15 protein-coding genes and 1 tRNA gene are annotated in these 15941 nt (G+C 63.2%); 7 read left to right on the top strand and 9 right to left on the bottom strand.

Annotation, left to right across the window (positions count from 1 at the left end):
* Nucleotides 1-236 precede the first annotated feature (236 nt).
* A tRNA-Leu gene (locus tag J2X56_RS00005) sits at nt 237-321 on the bottom strand.
* Between the two features lie 221 nt (nt 322-542).
* On the opposite strand from J2X56_RS00005, the gene rnr reads away from it, so the two are divergent.
* The 3 genes from rnr (at nt 543) to cysE (ending at nt 4768) form a co-directional block, all read left to right on the top strand.
* The gene (gene rnr / locus J2X56_RS00010; protein WP_310157045.1) at nt 543-3059 is read left to right on the top strand and encodes a ribonuclease R; all 2517 of its coding nucleotides are present in this window, start codon (nt 543-545) and stop codon (nt 3057-3059) included.
* Between the two features lie 91 nt (nt 3060-3150).
* Nucleotides 3151-3888 (top strand): 23S rRNA (guanosine(2251)-2'-O)-methyltransferase RlmB, encoded by a 738-nt coding sequence (rlmB, locus tag J2X56_RS00015; RefSeq protein WP_121039396.1) that lies wholly within the window; start codon nt 3151-3153, stop codon nt 3886-3888.
* Between the two features lie 127 nt (nt 3889-4015).
* On the top strand, nt 4016-4768 hold the full coding sequence (gene cysE / locus J2X56_RS00020) for a serine O-acetyltransferase (protein ID WP_310157054.1): 753 nt from the start codon (nt 4016-4018) through the stop codon (nt 4766-4768).
* 101 nt (nt 4769-4869) lie between these two features.
* Here cysE and J2X56_RS00025 read toward each other — a convergent pair whose 3' ends face one another.
* From J2X56_RS00025 to J2X56_RS00045, 5 genes are all read right to left on the bottom strand, one after another.
* Nucleotides 4870-5652, bottom strand: coding sequence for a UDP-2,3-diacylglucosamine diphosphatase (locus J2X56_RS00025; RefSeq protein WP_310157056.1), 783 nt, complete (start codon nt 5650-5652; stop codon nt 4870-4872).
* A gap of 30 nt (nt 5653-5682) precedes the next feature.
* Complete coding sequence (locus J2X56_RS00030) at nt 5683-6171, bottom strand: peptidylprolyl isomerase (RefSeq protein WP_121039405.1); 489 nt, start codon at nt 6169-6171, stop codon at nt 5683-5685.
* An 82-nt stretch (nt 6172-6253) separates the two neighbouring features.
* Nucleotides 6254-6823, bottom strand: coding sequence for a peptidylprolyl isomerase (locus tag J2X56_RS00035; protein ID WP_204725333.1), 570 nt, complete (start codon nt 6821-6823; stop codon nt 6254-6256).
* Complete coding sequence (locus J2X56_RS00040) at nt 6820-8037, bottom strand: L,D-transpeptidase (RefSeq protein WP_310159327.1); 1218 nt, start codon at nt 8035-8037, stop codon at nt 6820-6822. Before J2X56_RS00040 ends, J2X56_RS00035 begins: the two co-directional genes overlap by 4 nt.
* A 36-nt stretch (nt 8038-8073) precedes the next feature.
* Nucleotides 8074-9636 carry a tetratricopeptide repeat protein gene (locus J2X56_RS00045; protein ID WP_310157059.1) on the bottom strand — a complete coding sequence of 521 codons (1563 nt, stop codon included), beginning with the start codon at nt 9634-9636 and terminating at the stop codon, nt 8074-8076.
* A 231-nt stretch (nt 9637-9867) separates the two neighbouring features.
* On the opposite strand from J2X56_RS00045, the gene cysS reads away from it, so the two are divergent.
* The 4 genes from cysS (at nt 9868) to tilS (ending at nt 14573) form a co-directional block, all read left to right on the top strand.
* Nucleotides 9868-11259: a cysteine--tRNA ligase gene (gene cysS / locus J2X56_RS00050; protein WP_209568312.1), complete on the top strand. Its 1392-nt coding sequence runs from the start codon at nt 9868-9870 to the stop codon at nt 11257-11259.
* A gap of 1 nt (nt 11260) precedes the next feature.
* A complete protein-coding gene (locus J2X56_RS00055; RefSeq protein ID WP_310157064.1) occupies nt 11261-11920 on the top strand; it encodes a DNA-3-methyladenine glycosylase in 660 nt (219 codons plus the stop codon).
* Between the two features lie 181 nt (nt 11921-12101).
* The gene (locus tag J2X56_RS00060; RefSeq protein WP_008327848.1) at nt 12102-13082 is read left to right on the top strand and encodes an acetyl-CoA carboxylase carboxyltransferase subunit alpha; all 981 of its coding nucleotides are present in this window, start codon (nt 12102-12104) and stop codon (nt 13080-13082) included.
* A gap of 78 nt (nt 13083-13160) precedes the next feature.
* The gene (tilS, locus tag J2X56_RS00065; protein ID WP_134135160.1) at nt 13161-14573 is read left to right on the top strand and encodes a tRNA lysidine(34) synthetase TilS; all 1413 of its coding nucleotides are present in this window, start codon (nt 13161-13163) and stop codon (nt 14571-14573) included.
* A gap of 173 nt (nt 14574-14746) precedes the next feature.
* On the opposite strand, the gene J2X56_RS00070 is transcribed toward tilS, so the two are convergent.
* From J2X56_RS00070 to J2X56_RS00080, 3 genes are all read right to left on the bottom strand, one after another.
* Nucleotides 14747-15001: a hypothetical protein gene (locus J2X56_RS00070; RefSeq protein ID WP_134135161.1), complete on the bottom strand. Its 255-nt coding sequence runs from the start codon at nt 14999-15001 to the stop codon at nt 14747-14749.
* Between the two features lie 126 nt (nt 15002-15127).
* Nucleotides 15128-15433: a hypothetical protein gene (locus J2X56_RS00075; RefSeq protein WP_121039426.1), complete on the bottom strand. Its 306-nt coding sequence runs from the start codon at nt 15431-15433 to the stop codon at nt 15128-15130.
* 126 nt (nt 15434-15559) lie between these two features.
* A complete protein-coding gene (locus tag J2X56_RS00080; protein ID WP_121039429.1) occupies nt 15560-15844 on the bottom strand; it encodes a hypothetical protein in 285 nt (94 codons plus the stop codon).
* Between the last annotated feature and the right edge of the window lie 97 nt (nt 15845-15941).

Genomic DNA, 15941 nt, shown 5'->3' on the forward strand with positions numbered 1-15941 from the left:
GCAAAGCGCGCAGGCGCTTTGCTCGTGGACCCCAAAATACAAAAGGCCGACTGACTTTCGTCAATCGACCTTTTCTATTTTGGTGCCCACGGAGGACCTCGGTCACGTCCCGCGACCCCGTCCGGCCTTGCAAGGCCGGACTTTCTCGTCCCTCCCGCAAAGCGCGCAGGCGCTTTGCTCGTGGACCCCAAAATACAAAAGGCCGACTGACTTTCGTCAATCGACCTTTTCTATTTTGGTGCCCACGGAGGGACTCGAACCCCCACACCTCGCGGCACATGGACCTGAACCATGCGCGTCTACCAATTCCGCCACGTGGGCTGCGCTGTAAAGCGAAGACCGTGATTATAGACGGTCTAAAAGCGCTGTCAACAACTTTTTCGCTTCCATGGCATCATTTTCGTTGCAATACGATGCTTCACCCCTGTTTTACCCCCGTATTGCGGTTAGGTAAATGGCCGCAACTCCGTTACACTAGGCACATCCGTCCGCCTGGGCGAGCTTCGCCTTGGCATTTATAACAATTGCGCGAAACGAAACTTTTGAGCCAATTCCCCTATTCCATTCCCAGCCGGGAAGAGATCCTCGGCATCCTGCGTACTTCCTCGGGCGCGCAAAACGCTGCCGCCCTGGCCGCCGCGCTCGGCGTCAAGCCGGAAGAAATGGACGGCCTGACGCGCCGCCTCAACGCCATGGAACGCGACGGCCAGATCAAGCCGGATCGCGCCGGCAACTACAAGCTGACCCACTCGCCCGACTTCATCCTGGGCCGCGTCTCCGCCCATCGCGATGGCTTCGGTTTCCTGCTGCCCGATGAAGGGGCTGATGACCTGTTCCTGCCCGAGAAGGAAATGCAGAAGGTCATGCACGGCGACCGCGTGCAGGCCCGCATCACCGGCACCGACCGCCGTGGCCGTCCGGAAGGCACCATCGTCGAAGTGGTGGAACGCGCCAACACCCACGTGATCGGCCGTCTGCTCAATGAGAACGGCGTCTGGGTGGTCGCCCCCGAAGACAAGCGCATCGGCCACGACGTGCTGCTGGCCGGCCCCCCGGGCAAGGCCAAGGCCGGGCAGGTGGTCAGCGTGGAACTGACCGAACATCCTTCCCGCTACACGCAACCCGTGGGCAAGATCGTCGAGATCCTGGGCGATATCGACGACCCCGGCATGGAAATCGAAATCGCCGTGCGCAAGTACGGCGTGCCGCACGAATTCTCGGAAGCCGCCAAGAAGCTGGCTTCCAAGCTGCCCAGCGAAGTCAAGGCGGCCGACCTCAAGGACCGCGTCGACCTGCGTGACGTGCCGCTGGTCACCATCGATGGTGAAGACGCGCGCGACTTCGATGACGCGGTCTACTGCGAACCGGTCAAGATCGGCCGCACCAAGGGCTATCGCCTGATCGTCGCGATTGCCGACGTGAGCCACTACGTCAAGCCCAACGACGCCTTGGACGTGGACGCGCTGGAGCGCAGCACCTCGGTGTATTTCCCGCGCCGCGTGATCCCGATGCTGCCGGAAAAGCTCTCCAACGGCCTGTGCTCGCTGAACCCGGACGTGGACCGCCTGACCCTGGTGTGCGATGCCGTCATCACCGCCAAGGGCGAGATCAAGGCCTACCAGTTCTATCCGGCCGTGATCCACTCCGCAGCTCGCCTGACCTATACCGAAGTGGCTTCGATCCTGGCCAATACCAAGGGCCCGGAAGCAGCGCGCCGCATCGGCCTGGTGCCGCACCTGACGCACCTCTACGAAGTCTTCCAGGCGCTGCTGACGGCCCGCCAGGCACGCGGTGCCATCGACTTCGAGACCACCGAGACCTACATCGTCTGCAACGCCGCCGGCAAGATCGAGAAAATCCTGCCGCGCACCCGCAACGATGCGCACCGCCTGATCGAGGAATGCATGCTGGCCGCCAACGTCTGCGCGGCCGACCTGTTGAAGCGCCACGATCACCCGGCGCTCTACCGCATCCACGCCGGTCCGACCAAGGAAAAGCTGACGCAGCTGCGCACCTTCCTCAAACAGATCGGCCTGACCCTGGGCGGTGGCGACACCCCCAGCGCCTCCGATTACGCCGAGCTCATGCCCAAGGTCAAGGCACGTCCGGATGCGGTGCTGATCCAGACCATGCTGCTGCGCTCGATGCAGCAGGCGGTCTACAGCCCGGACAACATCGGTCACTTCGGCCTGTCCTATGAATCCTATGCGCACTTCACCAGCCCGATCCGCCGCTATCCCGACCTGCTGACGCACCGTGCCATCAAGGCCGTGCTGCAAGGCAAGCGCTACGAGCCCAAGGGTATCGACAGCACTGCGCTCAATACCTCGATCTCGCCCGCCGCCCGCAAGGCGCAGGCGTTGCAGCGCGCCACCGACAAGGCGGCCGGCAAGAAGCCGCGCGGCGAGAGCGCACTGGCGATCTGGGAAGCGCTGGGTCTGCACTGTTCGGCCAATGAGCGCCGTGCCGATGAGGCCTCGCGCGATGTGGAAGCCTGGCTCAAGTGCTACTTCATCCGCGACAAGCTGGGCGAGGAATTCACCGGCACCATCGCCGGCGTGGCCACCTTCGGCATCTTCGTCCAACTGGATGCGCTCTACATCGAAGGCCTGGTGCACGTCACCGAGCTGGGTGCGGATTACTTCCAGTACGACGAAGCGCGCCACGAACTGCGCGGCGAACGTACCGGCATCCGCTACCAGCTGACCGACCGCGTCACCGTGCAGGTCAGCCGCGTGGACCTGGATGCACGCAAGATCGACCTGGCACTGGTCAACGAGCCGGGCATCCGTACCCTCATCAAGAACGAAGCCAAGCGCGCTGAAAACGCCGCGCGCGGCAAGTCCGGTGGCGGCAGGCAGAGTGCCGATGAAGCTCAGCCGGCAGCCCGTGGCAAGAGGGGTGCGGCCAAGCCAGCTGCCGCTGCAGCGGGCAGCAAGCCCAAGGGTGGCGCCAAGGCCAAGGCCGGTGCCGCGCGCACCGCCACGGCACGCCCCGGCGAAGCTGACCGCAAGCGCACTGCATCCAAGGGCTACACCAAGGGCAAGAAGAAGCGATGAGCATGTCCCCGGACCTGCGCAATGCGCAGGCCGGGTTTGATGGAACGCGGGGCAGTTGCCCCGAGCAAGACGAAAGACACAAGCAGGATCTATGAAGAGCAAAATGATTTTCGGCTTCCATGCCGTGACCTCCCGCATCCGCCACGAGGCTTCCTCGGTGGAAGAGATTTACGTGGATGCCGAGCGCCGCGACCGCCGCATGCTGGATTTGCTGCATGCCGCCAAGGAAGCCAATGTGCGCATCATCCAGGCCGACGACCAGCGCCTGGCCGCCATGGTCGGCACGCGCCGTCACCAGGGTGTGGTGGCCAAGGCCGCGGCGCTGTCGCTGGCGCGCACCCTCGATGAACTGCTGGATGCCGTGGTCGGTCCGCCGCTGCTGCTGATCCTCGACGGCATCACCGATCCGCACAACCTCGGCGCCTGCCTGCGTGTGGCCGATGGTGCCGGCGCGCATGCCGTGATCGCCCCCAAGGATCGCGCCGTGGGCTTGAATGCCACGGCCATGAAGGTCTCCAGCGGTGCGTCCGACACCGTGCCCTACATCACCGTCACCAACCTGGCCCGCACCATGCGCGACCTGAAGGAGCGCGGCGTGTGGATCATCGGCACCTCCGATGATGCCGAGAAGGGCCTCTACGAAGGCGACTTCACTGGCCCCACCGCACTGGTGATGGGCTCCGAAGGCGAAGGCATGCGCCGTCTCACCCGCGAGACCTGCGACGTGCTGGTCAACATCCCCATGTTCGGTTCGGTCGAGAGCCTCAACGTCTCCGTGGCTTCCGGCGTCTGTCTGTACGAGGCGCGACGCCAGCGCTTGCCCAAGTAAGTCCGGTCATCCCGCATGACACCATCGCCGGACTTCGCGTCCGGCGATTTTTTTTGCCGTTCCATTCTTGGATCACTTCAATTTCACTTCAGTAGCCGTTTTCATTCAACGTTTCAGGAAACACACCATGTTCAGCCGACTCAGAGAAGACATCGCCAGCATCCGTGAGCGCGACCCCGCCGCGCGCAACAGCTGGGAGGTGCTGACCTGTTACCCGGGCCTGCATGCGGTGATCCTGCATCGCTGGGCCCAGGCTTGCTGGAAGGCCGAGATGAAGTGGCTGGGACGCTTCATCTCGCAGCTGGGCCGTACCCTCACCGGCATCGAGATTCATCCCGGTGCCACCATCGGCCGCCGTGTCTTCATTGATCACGGCATGGGCGTGGTGATCGGCGAGACCGCCATCGTCGGCGACGATTCCACCATCTACCAGGGCGTGACCTTGGGCGGCACTTCGCTGGCCAAGGGAGCCAAGCGCCATCCGACACTGGGGCGCGGCGTCATCATCGGTGCCGGGGCCAAGGTGCTGGGCGGCTTTACGGTCGGGGACGGGGCCAAGGTCGGTTCCAATGCGGTGGTCACCAAGGAAGTGCCGGCCGGCGCCACCGCCGTGGGCAACCCGGCGCGCATCGTCGAGCGCAATGCCGTGACGTCCGGGCGTGACCAGGCGGCGGCGCGCCTGTTTGCGGCCTACGGCGTCATGCCCAATGGCGATGATCCGCTGTCCAAGGCGCTGCACGGACTGATCAACCAGGTGGCCACCCAGGAGCAGCAACTGGAAGCCGTGCTGGCCGCCTTGCAGGGTGCGGGGATAGGGTGTCGACGCCTTGAAGAGGCCGGGCACTTCGACGCCGCGCAACTGAACCGGCTGGTCGATTGAGGAGAAGGGGCGCAGCCGGGTTCAGGCCGGCTGCGTAGTTCGCCACGGCCTGTGCCGCAGCGATGAAGCGATGAAGCGATGAAGCAGTGTACTGGGCGAGATCAGGCGATCTCGTCACCGTTCACATCATGCCGGTGCAGCGCACCGTCGGCCGTCAGGCTGATCCAGCCGCCGCGCGGCGTTTCTACGTCGTATTCCCAATCCGGCAGCACATAGCGCAACTTGCCGCCGTCCAGGCGATGCAGGGCAGGGCGGTGCGTATGCCCGTGGATGAGGACATCGGTGCCGGTCTGCGCAAAGAGCGCATCGATGGCGCCGGCATTGACGTCCATGATCGCCATGTCCTTGCTCTGGTTGGCGTCCTGGCTGTTCTTGCGGATGCCTTCGATGATGGCCTTGCGCTGGGCCAGCGGCATGGCCAGGAACTGCTGCTGGTAAGCCGGTTGCCGCACCTGGGCGCGGAAGGCCATGTAGGCCTGGTCATCGGTGCATTGCGCATCGCCATGGGCCAGTGCCAGCGTGCGGCCGGCAGCGGTGATGACGTGCGGGTCGTCGAGCAGCGTCAGCCCGGCGGCATCGGCAAACTCTTGGCCCACCAGGAAATCGCGGTTGCCTGCCATCCAGTACAGTTGCACACCTTGCCCCTGTACAGTTCGCAGTGCGTCAGCAATCAGTTGGTTGTAGGGAGCAGTACGGTCGTCGTCACCGGCCCAGTACTCGAACACGTCACCCAGCAAGTACAGTTGCTGCGTCTGTACTGCATGGCTCTGCAGGAAGGACAGAAAAGCCTCGGTGGTACGGGGCAGGGCGGCCTGCAAATGGAGGTCGGAAACAAAAAGCGCAACCGTCGGTTGCGCTTTCTGCATGAACTGGAAATCAGTCATGGTCGGTGAAGTCAGCGGTCCAGATCAGGCTCAGACCACTTCTGCCTTCTCGATCACCACATCTTCCGCAGGCACGTCGGCGAACATGCCGGCGCGGGTGGTCTTGACGCCCTTGATCTTGTCGACCACTTCAGTGCCTTCGACGACCTTGCCGAAGACACAGTAGCCCCAGCCGTCCTGGCCCGGGTAGTCCAGGAAGCTGTTGTTCTTGACGTTGATGAAGAACTGCGCCGAGGCCGAGTGCGGAGCGGCGGTGCGGGCCATGGCCAGGGTGTAGGGCTCGTTCTTGAGGCCGTTCTTGGCTTCGTTCTCGATCGGCTCGCGGGTTTCCTTCTGCTTCATGCCGGGTTCGAAGCCGCCGCCCTGGATCATGAAACCGTCGATGACGCGGTGGAAGATGGTGCCGTTGTAATGGCCGGCGTTGACGTAGGCCAGGAAGTTCTCAACGGTCTTGGGGGCCTTCTCGGCATCCAGTTCGATCTTGATGGCGCCGTGGTTGGTGGTGAGCAGAACTGCCATGATGAATCCTTTGCTTGTGGGGGAATGAAAAAAACCGGCGGGCGACTTGGGCCCGCCTTGGCTGCGTGACGGCAGGCCGGCCTTACTTGACCAGGGTGGCCGATTCGATCACCACCGGCGTGGCCGGCACGTCGCCGGCACCGGTGCGCACTTGCTTGATCTTGTCGACCACGTCAGCACCGGCGATGACCCGGCCGAAGACGGCATAGCCCCAGCCGTCCTGGCCGGGGTAGTTCAGGAAGCGGTTGTCCGCCACGTTGATGAAGAACTGGGCCGTTGCCGAATGCGGTGCCGACGTGCGCGCCATCGCCACAGTATAAACCTCGTTCTTCAAACCGTTATTGGCCTCGTTCTTGATGGGCGCGTCGGTGGTCTTCTCGCGCATGTTCTGGTCGTAGCCGCCGCCCTGGATCATGAAGCCGTTGATGACGCGGTGGAAGACGGTGCCGTTGTACTGGCCCTTCTTGACGTATTTCAGGAAATTGTCGACCGAGACCGGAGCCTTTTCGGGATTGAGTTCCAGGGTGATGTCACCCATGCTGGTCTTGAGCAGCACGCGCGGTGCATCGGCCGCCAGGACGGGTGCAGCCAGCGTGGCCGAGAGAGAGAATGCTGCGGCCATGCGCAGCAGATGACGACGGGAGAGGATCATGCGTTGCCTTCGTAAATGATTTTCCATTGCGATCCTTCACGCACCCAGTACTGGCGCTTGCGGATCGCGTTCTTGCTTTTGCCGACCGCACTTTCCTGGGTGAAAGTGCTGACGATCATGTCTTCCGGTGTGCCGGGATAGCGGAACAGGCTGACATCGCGCAGTTTGACACTGGTATAGCGCGCGCCGTTCAGGCTCTTCTGCTGGCGGCCGAACCAGGTGGCCAGGTTCTCGCCTTGGGCCGAGCGGAATTCCGGCGAGTAATACGCCAGCATCTTGTCGGCATCCGCATTCTCCAGCGACTGGCCCCATTGCTCCAGCATGGCCGAGGCGGCGTCGCGCTGTTTGGCCCATTCGCTCTTGTCGACGAACTGCACGTGCTGGCTGATCACCACCACGGTCTTGCCGACTTCGGCGGTGGAATACAGGCTCTGCAGGTCCGGATTGGCCAGCACCACGCAGCCATCCGAGGACAGGGGCGGGCGGCTGAAGTTGTCCGAGGGCGTGCCGTGCAGCCAGATACCGTAGCCACTGCGGCCATTGCGCTTGTCCCACTCATTGGGATAGGACAGCGGCAGCGCGCCTGTGCCATAGAAATCGGGCAGCTTGGGGCCGGGGATGCGGTTGTTGACGTAATACACGCCGATGGGCGTGCGCTGGTCGCCCGACTTGGTCTTGTTGGCACCGAAGCGGCCTTGCGAGACGTAGTAGTCGGTCATGTATTTCAGCTCGCCGCCCTGGTTCTCGTAGACGTACAGGCGCGAGCGCGTGGTATCGACCACCAGCACGTTCTTCTGGTCCTCGCCGACTTGCAGCACGGCCTTGGGGATCAGCTTGGGATCCGGTTTTTCCTGCAGGGAACGGATGCGCACCATGGCTTCGTCGCGCAATTCCTTGAGCTTGTCGCCGGGTCCGTCGGCCATCGCGCCGAAGTTGCGCACCGGGCGGGCATGCATCAGCAGCAGGTCGCCGCGCACCAGATGGCCGAGGCGGAAGGTCGGATAGGCCGCGACCAGGGCGTCGGCCTTGGCCTGGGCTTCGCGCAGGCGGTTGGCACCTAGGTCCTTGTAGATATCAATGAGCAGGGCTTCCGGATCCGGCTTGGCAGCGGGTGCGCCGGCCGTATTGCCTTGCGGCGGAATGGAAGAAGAGGATGCCTCGCTGCCCATCGCAGGCAGGCCCGCCAGGCACAACATCAGCAGGCGTCCCAGCATGCGCGCGGGACGCCCTTGCAAAGCGCTAGCCACCAATTACCCTCCCGATCGTTCCTGTTTGATCAGCCATCGATTGCCCTGTTTGACGAAGATCAGGGTCTTGCGGCTGTCCACCGTCAGCCGATCCGAATTATATATCTGGCGATAGCGCACGGTCGCGATGTTGCCATTGATGCTCACCGTGGCATTGCTGACCTTGACACTGATGCGGCCCTTGTCCTCGATGCGGGCGCGGCGCTCTTCGGCCCATTCCTTGCGGGAGGCGCCACGGGGCGTCTCGAAGTCGCTGGCGTAATGGCCGAGGTAGCTGCGCACGTCCTTGTCGCTCCAGGCCTTGGCCCAGCCATTCAATGCTGCCAGCACGACCGCCTTGTCCTGTTCGGCGCTGGCCTCGGCCTTGGCCTTTTCCTTGTCGGCACGGGCCTTGTCGGCACGGGCCTTCTCGGCCGCGGCCAGTTTCTCGGCCTTGGCCTTTTCTGCGGCGGCCAGTTTCTCCGCCTTGGCCTTCTCGGCCGCAGCCAGCTTCTCGGCTTGCGCCTTCTCGGCGGCAGCCTGGGCGGCCTTGTCCTTCTCGGCGCGGGCGGCTTGTTCGCGGGCCAGTTTGTCGGCTTGCTCCTTGTCCCTCTGCGCCTGCAGTTCCTTCTGCTTCTGCTCGGCGGCAGCCTTGTCGGCTGCGGCCTTCTGGGCGCGCGCCTGTTCGGCGGCCAGTTGCTCGGCGCGTGCCTTCTCGGCCTTGGCACGTTCGGCGGCGGCCCGGTCTGCTGCTGCCTTCTCTGCTGCGGCCTTGTCTGCGGCGGCCTTGTCGGCAGCGGCTTTCTCGGCTGCGGCTTTTTCCTTCTCGCTGGTGGCCTTGGAGATGGCGGTCTTCTCCGCTTCGGCCTTGTCGGCGGCTGCCTGCTGCGCCAGTTTCTCGGCCGCCAGGGCACGATTGCGTTCCTGCTGTTCGGCCGCTGCCGCTTCGGCCTTGGCCCTGGCGTCGCGCTGGGCCGATGCGGCCGACGCCAGGCGCGGCACCGTGCCACCGGTAGTGTTGCCGTTGAGCGAGCGCAGCAAGGTCAGCTTGGGCTGCGGCACGTTGGCACCCGGATCGATCTGCAGCGCCTTGTCATAGGCCTGGCTGGCCAGCTTGGCATAGACGTCGCCCAGGTTTTCCAGTGCCGTGGCATAGGTCGGGTTGGTGCGCATGGCCATGTCCAGCGCCGCGCGCGCCTTGTCGTACTGGCCGTCGGCTGCATACAGCACGGCCAGGTTGTTGTACGGCTCGGGCAGGTCGGGGAAGTCTTCGGTCAGCTTGCTGAACACCGCGATGGCCTCGGCAGAACGGTTTTGTTCTGCTAAGATCAGCCCCTTCGTGAAACGCAGTTGCGCATCGCGCGGGTGTTTCGCCAGCACGGCATCGGTCTTGGTCAGTGCATCGGCATACTGTCCGGCCCGCATCAGCTTGTTGATGTCAGACATTTCGCTGGCATGCGCAAGCGTGGCGGGCACCCCGAACAGGGCAGCCACCAGGCTGGACAACACTGCCGTCTTGTGGGCAGTCTTGCTGATCAAACCGCGCAAACCATGAATGGATGTCTGTTCTTGTGATTCTGGGGCCATGGTTTTATCGATGCTATACTCGAAGAAATTCGAAGAAAGCTGGCATTTTATATCAAACAAGTAAGACAAAAAGAGGTTTGGCTACCGTGACCCGTTCATGTTGCAACTGCTGCTAGAACAATGAAACCCGGCAGGGGCCTGCCAGCGCCACGCTTGTTCACGGTGCCGGCCCCAGGTAGTGCATGAACCCGTCGCCCGCAGCGGCAACGCCAACCCCAGAATTCCCATCCCATGAGCGAGCTCAAGATTTACAACACGCTGGCGCGTGACAAGCAGACCTTTACCCCGATCGAACCCGGCAAGGTGCGCTTGTACGTGTGCGGCATGACCGTGTATGACTACTGCCATATCGGCCATGCGCGCGTGCTGGTGGTGTTCGACATGGTGCAGCGCTGGCTGCGCGCCTCCGGCTACGCCGTGACCTATGTGCGCAACATCACCGACATCGACGACAAGATCATCCATCGCGCCGCCGAGAACGGCGAGACCATCGCCCAGCTGACCAATCGCTTCATCGATGCCATGAACGAGGATGCCGCCGCCCTGGGCGTGCAGCGTCCCGATCATGAACCGCGTGCGACCAAGTACGTGCCGAAGATGCTGGACCTGATCGGCAAGCTGGAAAAGCACGGCCTGGCCTACAAGGCCAGCGATGGCGACGTCAATTACTCCGTGCGCGATTTCCCCGGCTACGGCAAGCTCTCCGGCAAGTCGCTGGACGACCTGCGCGCCGGCGAGCGGGTGGATGTGAACACCGGCAAGCGCGATCCGCTGGACTTCGTGCTCTGGAAGGCGGCCAAGCCCAGCGAGCCGGACGAAGCCAAGTGGGACTCGCCCTGGGGCTGTGGCCGTCCGGGCTGGCACATCGAGTGCTCGGCCATGTCCAGCGACCTGCTGGGCGACCATTTCGATATTCACGGCGGTGGCCAGGATCTTCAGTTCCCGCACCATGAAAATGAAATCGCCCAGTCCGAAGGCGCGCACCAGCACACCTTCGTGAATTACTGGATGCACAACGGTTTCGTGCGCATCGACAACGAGAAGATGTCCAAGTCTCTGGGCAACTTCTTTACGATTCGCGACGTGCTCAAGAAGTACGACCCGGAAGTGTTGCGTTTCTTCATCTTGCGCGCCCACTACCGCAGCCCGCTGAACTACTCGGATGCCCATCTGGACGATGCCCGGCAGGCGCTCACCCGCCTGTACACGGCCTTGAAGGATGTGCCGCCGGAAGCCGGCGCTCTGGTGGCCGATGAAGCGCATGCACAAAGGTTCACAGAGGCCCTGAACGACGACTTCAACACGCCGGTCGCGATCTCGGTGCTGTTCGAACTGGCCAATGAGGTCAACCGTGACCGTTCGCCGGCACAGGCGCGCCAGTTGAAGGCGCTGGCCGGCATCCTCGGCCTGCTGCAGCGCGAGCCGGCGGAGTACCTCAAGGGCGGCGTGGCAGCAGCAGACGGTCTGGGCGAAGCCGAGATCGAAGCCCTGATTGAAGCACGCAAGGCGGCCAAGGCGGGCAAGAACTTCGCCGAAGCCGACCGGGTCCGTGCCGAGCTGACCGCAGCCGGCATCATTCTGGAAGACAAACCGGGCGGCCTGACCGAGTGGCGGAGAGCTTGATTTGAATACCAACCGAAAAGCCAGCGAAGCCGATCCCAGCCTGATCGTGCCGGCCTACTGGGAAGAGGCCAAGGCCGAGCTGATGAAGCGTGACCGCATCATGCGCAAGATCATCCCGCATTTCGGGGATCTGCAGCTGACGGTGCGCGGCGACGCCTTCACCACGCTGGCGCGTTCGGTGATCGGCCAGCAAATCTCGACCAAGGCCGCCAATGCGGTCTGGCAGCGCTTCCTGGAAGCCTGTCCGCGCTGCACGCCGGGCCAGGTGATGCGCACCGGTCCGGAAGGGCTGGCGGCGTGCGGCCTGTCCAAGCGCAAGGCCGAATACATCCTCGATCTGGCGGCCCACTTCAAGGCCAAGACGGTACATCCCGACAAATGGGCGGAGATGGAAGACGAAGCCGTCATTGCGGAGATGATCCAGATCCGCGGGATTGGCCGCTGGACAGCCGAGATGTTTTTGATATTTAATCTGCTGCGCCCGAACGTGCTGCCGCTGGATGACCTGGGATTGCTCAAGGGCATCAGCATCAGCTATTTCTCGGGCGAGCCCGTCTCGCGCAGTGATGCGCGGGAAGTCGCCGCGAATTGGGAACCGTGGCGCACCGTGGCGACCTGGTACCTGTGGCGCAGCCTGGATCCGCTGCCGTCCGATTATTGATCCAAGAGGAAGAGGGTGCGCCCGGCGCTGCTGCGCCGGGGCCGTGCTGGTGTATACTCCGCACCTCCCAAGATTTGAAGGCAAACCGATGCAACCGGGGATCATCGCGCCGCAACCCGCACCGGGCCGGCATTGTCAGCGATTCTCGCCACATCATCGGACTTGTTGAAAAAGGAACACAATGAGTAAATCGACAACGACTTTTCTGGGCTTCGAGCAGGCCATCGCCGAGCTGGATGCCAAGATTGAAGAGTTGCGTTTTGTACAGGATGACTCGGCCGTCGACATCTCCGAAGAGATCGAGCGCCTGGTCAAGAAGAGCCAGCAGCTGACCAAGGACATCTACGCCAAGCTCACGCCCTGGCAGGTCTCGCAGATTGCGCGCCATCCGCAGCGTCCCTACACCATGGACTACGTGCGCGAGATCTTCACCGATTTCCACGAACTGCATGGCGACCGCACCTTCGCGGACGACCAGTCCATCGTCGGCGGCCTGGCCCGTTTCAACGGCCAGGCGTGCATGGTGATCGGCCACCAGAAGGGGCGCGACACCAAGGAACGCGCCATGCGCAACTTCGGCATGCCCAAGCCGGAAGGCTATCGCAAGGCGATGCGCCTGATGAAGGTGGCCGAGAAGTTTGGTTTGCCGATTTTTACCTTTGTCGATACCCCGGGCGCATTCCCCGGCATCGATGCCGAAGAGCGCGGCCAGTCCGAAGCCATCGGCCACAACCTGTACGTGATGGCCGAACTGAAGGTGCCGCTGATCGCCACCATCATCGGTGAAGGCGGTTCCGGCGGCGCGCTGGCGATCGCCGTGGGTGATTCGGTGCTGATGCTGCAATATGCGACCTACTCGGTGATCTCGCCGGAAGGCTGCGCTTCCATCCTGTGGAAGACCGCCGACCGCGCCGCGGATGCGGCTGAAGCGCTGGGCCTGACCGCTCATCGCCTCAAGGCCATCGGCCTGATCGACAAGATCGTCAACGAACCGCTGGGCGGTGCCCATCGCGATCCCAAGCAGATGGCCGGTTTGCTCAAGCGCGCACTGTCGGATTCGCTGCGCCAGTTCCAAGGCATGAAGACCAAGGACCTGCTGGCTGCGCGTCACGAAAAGCTGATGGCTTATGGCAAGTTCAAGGAACTGAATTCGGCCGAATAATTTTCGGTTCGCATTTTCTTCTTCCCGGACGCCAGCGATTGCTTCGCTGGCGTTTGTCTTTTCTGGTGCCGGTTTCCCATGTCCGATCATTCCTCTTCTTCTCCTTCCTCCGGCAAGATCACCGGCAAGCTGTTGCAGGCATTGCACGCCACGCTGGCCGCGACTGCTTTCGATCCCGCGCAGGACACGCTGGCTGTGGCCTTCAGCGGTGGGCTCGATTCCACGATGCTGCTGGAAGCGGCCGCGCAGTGGCAGCGTGAAACCGGCGGGCGCGTGGTGGCCCTGCATGTGCATCATGGACTCTCGCCCAATGCGGATGCTTGGCTGGCCCATGCCGAGCAGGAGTGCGCGCAGCGCGGCATTACCTGCGCGCACGAGCGCGTGCAACTGGAACGGGTGGCCGACAGCGGTGTGGAAGAAGCGGCACGGCTGGCGCGTTATGCCGCACTGGGGCGGCTGTGCCGCGCCCATGGTGCGCGCCTGCTGCTGACGGCCCATCATCTCGACGACCAGGCCGAAACGGTGCTGCTGCAACTGCTGCGTGGCAGCGGGCTGGCGGGCCTGTCCGGCATGGATCAATGCAATGCCGCGCCTGGTTTGCTGGGCGATGCGGACACGCTGATCGCACGGCCTTTCCTGGCCATCCCGCGTGCGCAGCTGGAAGAGGGCGCACGCGCCTGGTCGCTCGCCTGGATCGAGGATGAATCCAACAGCGATCCGCGCTACACGCGCAACGCTTTGCGCCATCAGGTGATGCCGGCATTGGGCCAGGTTTTCCCCGGCTACCAGCAGCGTCTGGCGCGTGCGGCCGGGCATGCGCAGGGTGCGCAGGATTTGCTGCACGAAGTGGCCGAACAGGATCTGGCGCAATGCGGTGAAGGCGATCACCTGCGCATGCCTGCGCTGCGTGCCCTGAGCGAACAGCGCTTCCTGAACCTGATGCGTCACTGGTTCGGACTGCGCGGCATGCGCATGCCGTCATCGGCGTGGATGCAGGAGATGCGCGCCCAACTGCTGGAGGCCGATGTGGAAGCGCAGCTGTGCGTCTCTCACCCTGACGGCGAAGTCCATCGTTACCGCGAGCGCGTCTTCCTGGCGCCGCGCCGCCGCCTGCCCGATGAGGGCGCCTCACTGTCGCTGCGCTGGAGCGGGCAGGCGCAGGTCCATGTGCCGGTCTTCCACGGCACCCTGCAGTTCGAGCCCATTCCCGCTGGCGATGCGCGGCCGGGCTTCGATGCCGCTTGGCTGCGTGCGCAATCGCTGCTGGTGTGTGGACGCAGCGGGGGAGAGCGTATCAAGCTGGCGCAGAATCGTCCGGCGCGCAGCCTCAAGCAGCAGTACCAGAGCGCCGATGTCCCTGCGTGGGAGCGGCCTTATCTGCCGCTGGTGTGGGCGGGTGAGGATCTGCTGTTCGCGGCGGGCGTAGGCATGGACTGCGCGCATTTTGCGGCGGCGGGGGAACGCATTGCCCTGCGGTGGCAGCAGGATTGATCTGCATCGGGCGTGTCGGCGTGAGTGGACAGCCGAAGCTAAGCAAACCATTTAAATGATATAAAAAATATCGCCCCCGGACCTGACGGTGCGGGGGCGATATCCCTGTCATCCCTGACATGTCCGGGCTTCAGACGGATCCGATGCCCGGGGTGCTGCTCCTTGCGGACGCCTTACTTGGCGGCGGCGTCAGCGGCCGGCTTGGCTTCAGTACCGGCAGCGGCCTTCTTCTCGCTCTTGCCTTCCGCCTTCTTTTCCGACTTCTTGTGCTTGGCGTGATGTTCCGCCTTGGCCTTCGGCGCGGTCTCGGTCTTGGCGGCTTCAGCCTTGGCCGGAGCAGCCGGGGCGGCAGCGGCGCCGGTCTGGGCGAACACCGGCAGGGTCAGGGCCGACAGCAGGGAAGCAACGATGATGGTCTTGGTCTTCATGGTGATGTCCTTTCAACGACTAGTGTCTGGTCAGTGTCAGTAGTACTGTGTGCACGGTGTGTGCTGTGTGTCTGCTATGTGTTTGCTACGTGTACCGGGCGCTGGCCCGGTACGGTCTTGCCTGGATTACTTGGTCTTGGCAGCGGTGTCGGTGGCGGCCGTCTTGGTGTCCGCAGTGCCGGCATCCTTCTTTTCAGCCTTGGCTTCAGTCTTGGTATCGGCCTTCTTCTCCGATTTTTCGGACTTCTTGTGCTTGGCGTGATGCGTGGCCTTGGCCTTCGGTGCGGTCTCGGTCTTGGCGGCTTCCGCCTTGGCCGGGGCGGCGGTGGTGGCAGCCGGGGCGGCAGGAGCGGCGGCTGCACCGGTCTGGGCGAACACCGGCAGGGTCAGGGCCGACAGCAGGGAGGCAACGATGATGGTCTTGGTATTCATGGTGATGTCCTTTCAGAGACAAGTGTCTGTTTGCGTCAGTAGTACGGTGCGTACGGTGTGTGCTGCGTGTCTGCTACGTTACTGCTTTGTATCTGCTATCTGTACCGGGACTGGCCCGGTACGGTCTTACTTGGTCTTGGTCGCTGTATCGGTAGCGGCCTTGGTGTCGGCCTTGGCTTCGCTCTTGGCGTCAGCCTTCTTCTCTGCCTTTTCCGCCTTTTCCGACTTTTCGGACTTCTTGTGCTTGGCGTGATGGGTGGTCTTGGCCTTGGGCGCGGTGTCGGTCTTGCCGGCTTCCGCCTTGGCCGTGGCTGCTGCTGGCGCGGCCGGCGCAGCGCTGCCGGTCTGTGCGAACACCGGCAGGGCCAGTGCGGTCAGCAGGGAAGCGACGATGACGGATTTGGTTTTCATGGCAATTTCCTTTAGAAAGTGGTTGTTACGCTCGGCGCTTGATTTTGCGTAATCGCTTCATCATGTCGTGTCGCCTTGCTTCCTATAACGAGCCGCC

The sequence above is a fragment of the Herbaspirillum sp. 1173 genome (assembly GCF_031455335.1).
GTDB classification, from domain to species: Bacteria; Pseudomonadota; Gammaproteobacteria; order Burkholderiales; family Burkholderiaceae_D; genus Herbaspirillum; species Herbaspirillum huttiense.